The following is an 11705-nucleotide window of genomic DNA, read 5'->3' on the forward strand; positions in this document are numbered from 1 at the left end:
CTTTATGCTATAACTTATAAGGTATTAAGTGTAGATTTTTAATGTGAGTTAAGTCATGAAAATCTCTAAGAACGATTTTTTTTTCTATTCCTGCTGGCTGCTTTGCTTGCTTGCAGTAGCAGGATGTACCTCTAAGCCTCAAAAGCAAGTTGTTATCTGCTCGAAAGACTTTACCGAACAAGTCATCCTCGCAGAAATTTTAGCACGCCATATCGAAGCTAAAACAGATCTCAAAGTAGAACGAGAACTGAATCTCGGAGGTTCGCTTTGCCATCAATCCCTAACAGCAGGTAAAATCGATTTGTACGTCGAATACACGGGTACTGCTTACGCCAACCTGCTCAAACAGAAACCGATTTCTGATCCCAAAAAAGTCCTCGATTACCTCAAACAAGAATATCCCAAACAGTTTAAAGCTGAGTGGACGGAACCGCTGGGATTTAATAACAGTTTTGCGATTATTGTGCGGGGAGACGATGCCAAAAAACTCAATTTACAAACTCTCTCGCAACTTGGGAAAGCTGCACCTAACCTCCGGGCTGGTTTCGGTCCAGAATTTAACGAGAGAGAAGATGGATTTCCGGGATTGGCTAAAACTTACGGGATTAAGTTTCGAGAACAACCGAAGGAATTGCTGTTAGGATTGCTTTATCAAGCGCTGCAACAAAAAGAAGTAGATGTGATTGCTGGTAATACGACGGACGGTTTGATTCAAAGTTTAGGTTTAGTAGTTCTCAAAGATGACAAGAACTATTTCCCGCCCTACGAAGCAGTTCCGGTTGTGCGAGCGCAAATTTTGGAAAAATACCCTGAATTGCGTCAAGTGCTCGCAGAATTGGGAGGCAAAATCTCCGAGGAAGATATGCGGAAACTGAATTATCAAGTTGATAAGAAACAGCAAGAAGCTGGACAAGTAGCCCAGGAGTTTTTGCAGCAAAAGTTAGGGACTCCCAAGGCTGTCGCTCCGGCGAAATAAAGGCTTTCATTGTTCTGCCTGTTTGCGGAACCGTATTGTGGTTAGCTATACTATTAGTTAGACTCATATAAATAAATAAAGGTATAAAGCTATGACAACTGTCAAAACTGCTATCTCATTGCCAGCATCTTTATTTGAACAAGCCGAAACATTAGCTGGCGAAATGCAAATTTCGCAGAGCTTTTTGATCGAAATAGCGCTTGAAGAATTTATCCGCCGCCGCGAAAATCAACAACTGTTAGAAAAAATTAATGCTGCTTGCGAAGCACCTCTCTCTGAAGAAGAACAAGTTTTGCTTAGCAAGATGAGTCGCTCTCATCGCAGGATAGTGGAAGGCGAATGGTAATCAATATTTTCCAAATTGCAAAACAGGAGCTTTTATTGCTTCAATCTGGGACTCGGCAACTTCAACTGTAATTGCTTCGATATTGAAACCCTCTAAGCTATAACCATCTTCTTCACCTTCCGGCATCTGGTAGTGTTCAACGATAGTTGCTGTATCACCTTTTTTTAGGCCATACTTAGGAATATCTTCTCGCAATGCTACCTGTGAAAACAGTTCAAATTTCATGGGGTTTAACCTCTTGTCAATCAGGAACTAATGTAACAAATCTGGTTTCGGATGGAGTAACGATCCAAACGGTTTTAACTTGTAAAATCGTACCGTTTGGACCTGTTAAACTGCCTTTAATCATGTACTTTTGACCGTATCTGGTGTTTTCCATTTGCTCCGCTTCCAGAGGAAGTATCTGGCTTCTTAAATCTCGATCGAGCTGTTGCCAGTTTTCTATGCTGTAACCACCTCGATCGAGAAACTGAGATTTGTCGTCTTTAGGAAGCCGGATTAATAAATAGTTGGTCAGCTTTGCTGAAGGAATAACCGAGTTAAGGCTGAGTTTTGCCATAGGAAGAATTTCCTGTTAAGTCCCTTCACTCAGCCTCCGCAAATTCAAAATATCGCTCATCTTTTTAATTTGCATACAAGTGCGCTCGAACTGTTGTTTATCCTGGATATCCATGCACAAGTCAATTAATGCAGGCAATCCGGGATATGTTTTGACTTGAGCGCTGCGGACGTTTACTTGGTTGTCCTTCAAATGCGATAAAACATCATTGAGAACTCCCACTCGATCGAGGGCTTCAATTTGAATGTTAACCGGATAAGTGTTCGGTCGAGATTCATTGCGGTTGCTGGAATTCCAACTCACAGGAACCAAGCGATCCCCAGGTACGCTCTCAACATTTGAACAGCCTTGCCGGTGAATCGAAATTCCGCGAGTGCGAGTCACAACTCCAATAATTGATTCCCCAGGAATCGGACAGCAACAGCCGGATAAATGGTAGAGCAATCCCTCCACACCTGCGATCGGCGATTTGCTCGGAGACGAACTCGGTACTGGTTTCGGTGCCGTCGATGCAGGTATTAGCTGGGGCAATTCCTGCCCTCCTGTGGGAGCAGCTTCAATTTTTTGCTGCATTTTTACTAAATCTCGCAGTCGATTTACTACGAGATTTAGGGTGACTTCGCCATAGCCCAAACCGGCGATTAAATCTTCGACGCTGTGGTAGTTGCAGCGCTGAGCCACCGACTGCATGGGCTCAGATTTTAGCAAAGATTCTAAGCCGTTTTTACCTAATTCTTTTTCCAGCAATTCCCGGCCGCGAGCGAGATTTTCATCTCGGTGCGATCGCTTCAACCACTGGCGAATTCGGTTTTTTGCTCCGTTTGTCTTGACAAAATTCAGCCAGTCGGAACTCGGATGACCATTTTTTTGGGTCAAGATTTCTACAATATCGCCGTTCTTTAAAACCTTGTCTAGTGTTACCATTCGCCCGTTGACTCTGGCACCGGTGCAGCGATTGCCAATTTCTGTGTGAATGCGGTAAGCAAAATCTACGGGAGTTGACCCGCTATTGAGAGCAATCACGTCTCCGTTAGGAGTAAAAACGTAAATATCTTCGTCGAATAAGTTGTCCTTAATGCTTTGTAAATATTCGCGATCGTCTTTGAGGTCGCTTTGCCATTCTAGGAGTTGTCGCAGCCAAGTAAATTTTTCGTCGTCGCCGGTGACTGTTGTGTTAGAACCGCCAGTTTCTTTGTATTTCCAGTGGGCGGCAATGCCGTATTCTGCAATGTGGTGCATTGCTACGGTACGAATTTGCACTTCGATGGGGCGGCCGCTGGTTCCGATTACTCCCGTGTGCAAAGATTGATAGCGGTTGGCTTTTGGTAAACCGATATAATCTTTAAAGCGGCCGGGAATCGGGCGGAAAGAATCGTGGACGATCGCCAAAGCGCGATAACAGTCATCATTGGTTTCTACTATGATCCGCACCGCCGCAATATCGTACACTTGGTTAAAGCCTTTTTGGCGGCGCTGCATCTTCCCATAAATTCCGTACAAATGTTTGGGACGACCGCTGACTTCGTAGCATTTAATGCCTAATTTGTCAAGCCTTTCTCGCAAACTATCTGTGACTTCTGCGAGTTGAGTTTCTCGATCGGCTCGCTTCACCGCCACAAGTTCCTGAATTTCGCGGTAAGCTTCCGGTTCTAGGTATTTAAACGCTAAATCTTCCAATTCCCACTTAAAGCGCCCGATACCCAAACGGTTCGCCAGGGGAGCAAAAATTTCTCGGGTTTCTAGGGCAATAGTGCGCTGCTTTTCTTCGGACAAATGCTCCAAAGTCCTCATGTTGTGCAGCCGATCTGCCAGTTTGACGACAATGACGCGAATATCTTTAGCCATTGCTAGGAACATTCGGCGGAAATTTTCCGCAAGGCGCTCTGTTTTGCTGGAAAAATTAAACTTAGAAAGCTTGGTGACACCTTCAACCAACTGCCGCACTTCGGCGCCGAAGCGCTGTTCTATTTCTTCGAGAGTAATATCTGTATCTTCAACAATGTCGTGGAGGAAGCCGGCGGCAATCATGACGTTGTTGCCACCCATATACCGGAGTATTCCAGCGACAGCTACCGGATGGCAAATGTAAGGTTCTCCAGATTTGCGGTACTGTCCTTGGTGCAAGTCGCGGGCAAATTCAAAGGCCCGACAAATTAAGCTGTCGTCAGTCGAACAATTCGGGTTAGAGCCCCCATCCGGCTGCGATCGAGTATTCAGGCATTCTTGCAGCCAGTCGGGTACTACAGCAGGATCGATCGAAGGAGAGGGAGTCAGAGTGTTCGCGTTCATGGGGTACACCTTTAAAACTTAGAAATACAAATGGTTAAAAGCCGGTTTCCGGTTGAATTGCGGAAATTATGTGTTTAGCTATACTAAACTAATTGAATGCCACAATTTGCAATTCAAAAAAATAGTCGATTTTTCTCAAACTATACCTATGTAATCCCGAGTCGCCCCCCCTCGGAGGTAGGAAAATATAGTGACACCACTGCGGCCGCCGCAGTCTGTCGATCGGGGAAAATCGGGTAAAATAAGCATATTTTGGCGGTAGCCGTTGAGGTTGCGGGGGATCGGCATTTACCGGCAACGCTAAACAAAAAGCAGCAGCCAGAAGGGTAGAGTCAGGGCAGCAAATCAAAAAAAGTTCTCACAAAACAGGGAATTGCTCCAAAAACGCACCGCTTCCCTCCATATGAGCAAACTTAAGTAAGTATCTACTTTGATTATAAATACAAATTTGTTTACAAAATCATGATATTGTCCGAAGACCGCCGCCAGTGCTACCAAGAATTACAGCAAGCACTAGAACAACTACAAAGAACTGCTGCACAGGATAATCTGGATCGGGCCGCGCTGGCGATCGAATACACAAAAGTGCAACAATTTTTCGGAAACCAAATTATGAGAGCCGAAAGCGATGACTTAGACGCCTCAGAAACACCCCCAGAGCAGTCCTATTTGACGGAAATTCACAAGCAACTGCGGTTATTGGGGACAGATGTCACGTTTTTGCAAGCGTCGCGCCAGCCAGCGACAGCAAAGGCGAGGCAAACTGCGGCGATCGCGCGGATCAACACGCTAATTGGCTACTGTGGCGCGCTGCTGCAAAAAAATTCTGGTTCTTCAGGGCCCGCCCAGATACAGAATTAATAATTGAAGTAACAGGGAATTAATAAGGCAAGGAGAAATAAAGCGGTGGAATGTCCAAAATGTAAACATCCCAACTTAGAAGGCGGTACCTTAGCCGGCCGTATGTCGGTGCAGTGGTGTCCCAACTGTTACGGTATCTGGATTCCAGGCAGAGAATACGAAGCTTGGCAAAAAGAGCAGAGCCAGTGGTACAACAAATCCGAGAAGCCTGATGCGACAGGGACTCTCGGCATAGAATTCACCCCGTCTGTCTACGACAGCAAAGCAGCGCTGTGTCCCGAAGACGGTCACTATCTGTCGCGGGCGAAAGTTCCTTTCAGTAGAGTGCCCTTTTACATAGAGCGCTGTATGTTGTGCGGGGGCATTTGGTGCGATAACGGCGAGTGGGACATTCTCGAAAGTCTGGGATTCCACACCGAGATTGACAAGATGTTTTCTCCGAATTGGCAAGCTAAGGCCCGCGTGCAAGAACTCGCCTCTCGCGAACGTCAAGTGCTGACTGAGAAGCTGGGGCCGGATATCGCCGGATATGTGTTGGAACTCGCGGAAGTTTTAGCAGACCATCCTCACGCAGATTGTGCCGCTACTTACATACTGCGGAGAGCTGAGTTGAAGCGAAAGGAAATTTAGTCTGTTGGCTGTTGACAGTTGGCTGTTGACGGTTGGCTGTTAACGGTTGACTGTTGACAGTTGTTAGTAAGCGGTTGGTCGGTTAATGATGTAGTGATAAAATCTTTGTTTGTAGCAATCTATATTGGTATTTACAAACAGCATAGTTGACGGTTGACTGTTGTTAGTAAGCGGTTGGTCGGTTAATGATGTAGTGATAAAATCTTTGTTTGTAGCAATTTCTATTGGTATTTACAAAAAGCATATCGGTCTCTTGCCAATAACTAATAAGCCCTGAAGCATACTAATAACTAACAACTAACCGCCAGTATATTGATAAATAATAAATAACAACCGTTAACAGTCAACAGTTAACAGTCAACAGACAACAGACAACAGACAACAGAGACCAGAAACCAGACTAAGGACTAATGACTAATGACTAATGACTCTTCTCTATTTTCCGTTGACAATCTGCGAGTAGCTTATCCTCAGCGGCGAGGCCAATCTGGTTGGGCCGTTGACGGGGTTTCCCTGACGCTGAAACCGGGGGAAAAGCTCGGATTAGTTGGGGAGTCTGGCTGCGGGAAGTCAACTTTGGGAAGGGCGGCGATGCGGTTGCTGCCGGATTCGACGCTGATTGAGGGGCGAGTTAGTTTTGCTGGAGAGTCGGTGTTTGATATGAATGCTTCGCGGCTGAGACGGTTTCGGGGCGAAGCTGTAGCATTGATTTTTCAAGATCCGATGACTCGTCTCGATCCTTTGATGACTGTAGGAGAACATTGCATCGAGACTTTGCAAGCTCACAGACCGAATTTGGATCGCAAGCAAGCTAAGAAACGGGCGATCGAAACTCTGGAAGCTGTGAAAATTCCCGCTTCTCGCTGGTCGCAATTTCCCCACGAATTTAGCGGCGGAATGCGGCAAAGAGTAGCAATTGCTTTGGCTCTTTTGCTCGATCCCAAATTAATTGTGGCTGACGAACCGACTACAAGTTTGGACGTAACTGTAGCTGCTCAGATTTTGCAGGAATTAACCAGACTTTGCGAGGAACGGGGAACGGCTATTTTGTTGATTTCTCACGATTTGGCGATGGTGGCTGAGTATTGCGATCGCATTGCGGTGATGTACGGCGGTAAAGTCGTAGAAACAGGGCCGGTGCAAAACGTGTTTGAAAAGCCGCAGCACGAATATACTCGATCGCTCCTCAAAGCAGCTTTGCACATTCAAGCCGATTCTGACAAAGGGTTAGCATTCGAGGAAATCAGGACTGAAGCCGTTACTGCAAACTTAACAAATTCGCCTCTTTTGACCGTAACGAATTTGCAGCAACACTACAGTTTAGAAAGCAATTTATTAGATCAGTTGTTTTCCAAGAATCGCCAGGTAATTAAAGCCGTAGACGGCGTTAGTTTAGAGCTACAACGGGGAGAAACCCTAGGGCTGGTGGGGGAGTCCGGCTGCGGAAAAAGTACCTTGTCACGCACGATTTTGCAGCTAATTACGGCGACTGGCGGCAAAGTTGAATTTCAAGGAATAGATATAACTGCCCTGAACCGCGATGCTGTGAGGAAGCACCGCCGCGAAATGCAAATGATTTTTCAAGACCCCCACGCTTGCCTGAATCCGATGATGACTGTCGGGCAAAGTATTGCTGACCCTTTGTTTATTCACAAATTAGCTAATGGCAGCGAAGCGAAAAAACAAGTAATCCAAATGTTAGAGCGGGTGGGTTTAAGTCCTGGGGAGGATTTCTTTCGTCGCTATCCGGGGGAATTGTCAGGAGGACAACAGCAGCGAGTTTCGATCGCCCGTGCTTTGATTACTCGGCCGCAACTGATAATTTGCGACGAACCTGTGAGTATGCTGGATGCCAGCGTGCAGACTCAAGTTTTAGAGCTGATGTTGGAGTTGAAGCAGGAATTTAATTTGACTTATCTGTTTATTACGCACGATTTGTGGGTGGCGAGATTTTTTTGCGATCGTATTGCGGTAATGAATGCTGGCAAAATTGTTGAAATCGGTAAGACTAGGGATATTTTTACTAATCCGCAGCACCCTTATACTCAGCAATTATTGCAGGCAGCTCCTTTACTGGCTCGAACTCAATAAAAAAGCCTAAAATTGGGGCGGACAGATACTAAAATAGGGGCGAACAGATATCAGCCACTAAAATCACTCACCGGCTTCTAGATGGATTTCGGAAATTTTTGGTTAAATTCGCTAAAGTGAAGGCAGACATTTCAAATCATTCCACCGACACCAAGCACGATATGGCAGAATCTGACCTAGGCAGTTTTGCGGTGGCACCCGAAGCCTCATTCGCGATCGCACAAGATGAAGACACTGAGATCGATCGTCCCACGGTAACTCGCTCGTCAGCATACAACAACTGGTCTGCCGACGATCCAGTGGGAGCTTTGTTCAAGGAAATGGCTCGCTATCCTCTACTGACTGCCACCGAAGAGGTGGAGTTGGCGCGCCGCGTTCAAGAATTGGTAGCCCTGGATGAAGTAGAACAGCGTTTGCAGCAGGAATTGGACAGAGTGCCGACAAAAGCTGAACTCGCAGCGGCTTTGGGGATAAGCGAAACTCAACTGCAACAGCTTCGCCACCAGTGTCAGTCGGCGAAACGGAAAATGATCAGCTCGAATTTGCGCTTGGTGGTTTCGATTGCCAAACGCTATCTTAATCGGGGCGTGCCTTTTCTCGATTTAATTCAGGAAGGAGCTTTGGGTTTGAATCGGGCAGCCGAAAAGTTCGATCCGGAGAAGGGTTACAAGTTTTCTACTTATGCCTATTGGTGGATTCGCCAAGGAATTACCCGGACAATTGCCAATCAAGGGCGGACGATTCGCTTGCCTGTTCACATTGTCGAACAGTTAAATAAACTCAAAAAAGTTTATCGAGATTTGAAGCGTTCTCTTCAACGCAATCCAACTGAAACTGAACTGGCTAGAGAAATGCAAGTTTCTTGCGAACAGCTTCGCTACCTCCAGCAAGTACGCCGGCAATCTTTGTCTCTCAACCACCGCATCGGCTCCGAAGAAAGTTCGGAACTTTTGGATGTTCTCGAAGATAACGCGACGCAATCTCCCGAAGCTCAGATGAATGAGATGATGATGCGCCAAGATATTTTGGAGGTGTTGGACAGTATTTTGACTGAGCGGGAAAAAGAGATTGTTGCTATGCGTTACGGTTTGCTGACCGGCGAACCTTACACTTTAGAAGAGGTGAGCAGTTTGTTCAATTTGTCCCGCGAACGAGTCCGTCAAATTCAAAATAAGGCAATGCGAAAGCTGCGCCGCCCTCAAGTGACGGAACGATTGAAGGGCTGGTTGAAATAAACTAAAAAACATTGAGTTGCCATTTTGAAAAATCTTAAAATTATTGTGGGGTGGCACTCCGACCCCGCCGTATATATGCTGATTCAATGGGGAAAAACTTAATTAAAAATTACAAATTAAAAATGTCTTGATGTGGTATTTTTAATTGTTGATTGTCGCGTACTACTTACTTATTTATGTCTTCTGAGGTAATTTTGCGTCCAGCTACCCGCGCCGACGTGCCGGTGCTGTTTGATTTGATTAAAGCTTTAGCTGAGTACGAAAAATTATCTCATGCCGTTACTGGCAATGCGGTTGATTTGGAGAATCATTTGTTTGGCGATCGACCTTTTGTTGAAGCGATTTTAGCCGAGTGTGAAGGTCAAGTTGTGGGCTGGGCGCTGTTTTTTTACAATTATTCTACTTTTTTGACTCAGCCGGGAATTTATTTGGAAGATTTGTTTGTGATCCCTGAGTTTCGAGGGCGGGGAATTGGCAAGTCTTTGATAGTTTATTTAGCGCAGTTGACGGTTGAAAGGGGCTGCGGGCGTTTGGAATGGAGCGTTTTGGATTGGAATGAATTGGCGATCGGATTTTACAAGGGTATCGGTGCTGATGTGATGCCAGACTGGCGGATTTGCCGGGTTGCGGGCGAGTCTTTGGCAACTTTGGCATCGAAGTAATTCAGGGCGGGCTAGAAGCCCACCCCACAAAAAATTCATCGGTTGTGGAACAGGGATCTTGCCTGTGTGTGGAACAGGGATCTTGCCTGTGTGTGGAACAGGGATCTTGCCTGTGTGTGGAACAGGGATCTTGCCTGTTAAGCTAAAATGCCGCACTCCGGTTAATTAATACCGACCTACTTAAGTGGCAAAAATATAGGAAAATTTAAGTAACAGTAGATTTTGATTGAGAGAGTAGATCGTGATTATTTGGGTAAACGAGCAAATCGATCCGTCGGGCATTCTTTATTCTTGTATTGCTTGTTGCGATGAGACTCAAGCGAAGGATTGCCACGCATCTTTTGAGAAGAATTTGACGACCGAGCAAAAAGAGCAGGGCTGGGTTGCTACCTTGCGGACTGTTAATTCTTGGGATGAGGTTCCTGTTAATGCTTTGAAATTGAATTAATGAGTGCTAGTCATCAGCAGCTTTAGTCTCACCCTGTTTCCGTTCGATCGAAGCGGCAGGAAAACGTGGGACATTAGTTCGTCCAAGGCAAGATAAGTCGATCGCACATTGGTCAAATTAACAGAGGTTTTGTGAATCTGAAGGCAAAAAGCTGCAAGCATTTGGGGCTGACAGTCTGAGGATTGTGCCCTGGAAGCTGCGGGAATTTGGGCGGAAATTTTCGGGCTGGCACTGCTGCGAACACGCTAGGACGAAAAAGCGTGCAAGTGCGATCCTCTTCGAGGGCTGCGCTAACGACAATTCGCATTTCTTAAACGGATTTTAGCATTACTATTAATAGATAGAGGCATTTCCAATTGTCTAGTTAAATTTTTATGATTGAAACCTTATTTCACGCTTATACGCCCCTAGTTATCTGGACGGGCTTAGGACTGCTGCTGTTTCGGTACATCCCAGTTGATTTTCCCAAGCTGCTGAGCCACTTTCTTTTCTGGATTGGGATACCGCTGCAAATTCTAGTTTTAGCCCGTCAGAGCGATTTTTCTGGTGCTGTGGGATTCACGCCGGCGATCGCCATATTCGTGTTATTTCTGAGTACGAGTTGTGCTTGGCTGACTTGGGTATTATTGCGTAGGCTGAGTGCGGCCCACATCAAAAAGCCCTATTTTCAGGGCAAAAATTCTCTGGTTAATTTATTCTTATTAAATTTTAATTCCCTAAAGCGATCTAGCCAAGGCAGTTTTCTCCTAGCTTCGATGTTAGGGAATACGGGCTTTGTTGGATTAGCAATCACCCCCGCTATCATCAGCACCGATAACAACAACTGGGCGGTCTTGTACAGCGTCACTAACAATGTTATTGGAACTTATTGTTTCGGTGTATTTATTGCTAGCTATTTTGGGAACTCCGAGCAAAAAAATCACTGGTGGACTCAGATCCGGGACGTGCTGACAGTTCCCGCCCTGTGGGCATTTTTAATTGGTTTTTATACTAGAAACATCCCCCTGCCCGAGACAGTGGAATCGGGATTGCAGACTGCTGTTTGGGTGGTAATTGCCAGTGCTTTGCTGCTGGTTGGCATCCGGCTGAGGTCTATTAAGAAATGGGAAAGTTTTGAACTGGCGTTAATCCCGTCGCTGTTAAAAGTGGTAATTGTGCCGGTGCTAATCGGATTGGGTGCTAGTTATTTCGGATTGAGCGGCGATCCGAGGTTCGTGTTGGTGTTGATGTCGGGAACACCCACAGCTCTTTCCGTGCTGATTTTAGCAGAAGTCTACGAGCTCGATCGCGATTTGTTAGCTAGCAGCATCGCCATCACTTCTGTCGGGTTGCTGTTGATGCTTCCGCTGTGGTTAGCTGGGTTTAGTTAGGGCTTGCTGAATAATCGATCGCAAACCAATAACAGGAGCTCACGATATCTGAAAGCTCAGTTAAAGATAAGTTCTTTCTGTATCAATTGCCTCCAAATATAATTGGAGATTATCTTCAACCTAAAAACAGGTGTTCTTTTTCCAAATAGACAGAAAAACACACAAAAAACCCGGCGCCACCAGGTAGCAAGGTTCATTATTAAAAAAGTAATTGCAATAACTGTACCAGATGTATTAT

12 protein-coding genes and 1 pseudogene are annotated in these 11705 nt (G+C 45.7%); 9 read left to right on the forward strand and 4 right to left on the reverse strand.

The genetic code is table 11. The annotated features are described in order from the left end of the window. Positions 1-55: 55 nt before the first annotated feature. Together NDI35_RS27280 and NDI35_RS27285 are read left to right on the forward strand one after the other, a co-directional pair. Positions 56-976, forward strand: coding sequence for a glycine betaine ABC transporter substrate-binding protein (locus tag NDI35_RS27280; RefSeq protein WP_445315442.1), 921 nt, complete (start codon positions 56-58; stop codon positions 974-976). A gap of 91 nt (positions 977-1067) precedes the next feature. Continuing rightward, positions 1068-1322 carry a hypothetical protein gene (locus NDI35_RS27285; protein ID WP_445315443.1) on the forward strand — a complete coding sequence of 85 codons (255 nt, stop codon included), beginning with the start codon at positions 1068-1070 and terminating at the stop codon, positions 1320-1322. Here NDI35_RS27285 and NDI35_RS27290 read toward each other — a convergent pair whose 3' ends face one another. From NDI35_RS27290 to NDI35_RS27300, 3 genes are read right to left on the reverse strand one after another with little or no spacing between them, the layout of a single operon-like run. Beyond that, entirely contained in the window at positions 1323-1547 is a 225-nt protein-coding gene (locus tag NDI35_RS27290; protein WP_445315444.1) for a DUF4926 domain-containing protein, read from the reverse strand. 16 nt (positions 1548-1563) lie between these two features. Beyond that, positions 1564-1881, reverse strand: a complete 318-nt coding sequence (locus NDI35_RS27295; RefSeq protein ID WP_333101993.1) for a DUF6883 domain-containing protein — start codon at positions 1879-1881, stop codon at positions 1564-1566. A gap of 15 nt (positions 1882-1896) precedes the next feature. Next, entirely contained in the window at positions 1897-4170 is a 2274-nt protein-coding gene (locus NDI35_RS27300) for a RelA/SpoT family protein (RefSeq protein WP_445315445.1), read from the reverse strand. A gap of 462 nt (positions 4171-4632) precedes the next feature. Between NDI35_RS27300 and patD the strand changes: the two genes are divergently transcribed. The 7 genes from patD (at position 4633) to NDI35_RS27335 (ending at position 11467) form a co-directional block, all read left to right on the forward strand. Next, positions 4633-5031 carry a heterocyst frequency control protein PatD gene (gene patD / locus NDI35_RS27305; RefSeq protein WP_445315446.1) on the forward strand — a complete coding sequence of 133 codons (399 nt, stop codon included), beginning with the start codon at positions 4633-4635 and terminating at the stop codon, positions 5029-5031. 45 nt (positions 5032-5076) lie between these two features. Further along, the gene (locus NDI35_RS27310) at positions 5077-5661 is read left to right on the forward strand and encodes a TFIIB-type zinc ribbon-containing protein (RefSeq protein ID WP_333038070.1); all 585 of its coding nucleotides are present in this window, start codon (positions 5077-5079) and stop codon (positions 5659-5661) included. A 417-nt stretch (positions 5662-6078) separates the two neighbouring features. After that, complete coding sequence (locus NDI35_RS27315; RefSeq protein ID WP_445315447.1) at positions 6079-7752, forward strand: dipeptide ABC transporter ATP-binding protein; 1674 nt, start codon at positions 6079-6081, stop codon at positions 7750-7752. 161 nt (positions 7753-7913) lie between these two features. Next, on the forward strand, positions 7914-8987 hold the full coding sequence (locus NDI35_RS27320; RefSeq protein WP_445315448.1) for an RNA polymerase sigma factor, RpoD/SigA family: 1074 nt from the start codon (positions 7914-7916) through the stop codon (positions 8985-8987). Positions 8988-9163: 176 nt separating this feature from the next. Further along, complete coding sequence (locus NDI35_RS27325; protein ID WP_445315449.1) at positions 9164-9649, forward strand: GNAT family N-acetyltransferase; 486 nt, start codon at positions 9164-9166, stop codon at positions 9647-9649. Positions 9650-9890: 241 nt separating this feature from the next. After that, a complete protein-coding gene (locus NDI35_RS27330) occupies positions 9891-10097 on the forward strand; it encodes a glycogen debranching protein (RefSeq protein WP_445315450.1) in 207 nt (68 codons plus the stop codon). Positions 10098-10471: 374 nt separating this feature from the next. Then, complete coding sequence (locus NDI35_RS27335; RefSeq protein ID WP_445315451.1) at positions 10472-11467, forward strand: AEC family transporter; 996 nt, start codon at positions 10472-10474, stop codon at positions 11465-11467. Positions 11468-11523: 56 nt separating this feature from the next. On the opposite strand, the pseudogene NDI35_RS27340 reads toward NDI35_RS27335, so the two are convergent. Next, positions 11524-11705, reverse strand: a pseudogene (locus tag NDI35_RS27340) (IS5/IS1182 family transposase); the annotation flags it as partial.

The sequence above is a fragment of the Microcoleus vaginatus FACHB-2002 genome (assembly GCF_040004035.1).
GTDB lineage: Bacteria > Cyanobacteriota > Cyanobacteriia > Cyanobacteriales > Microcoleaceae > Microcoleus > Microcoleus vaginatus_C.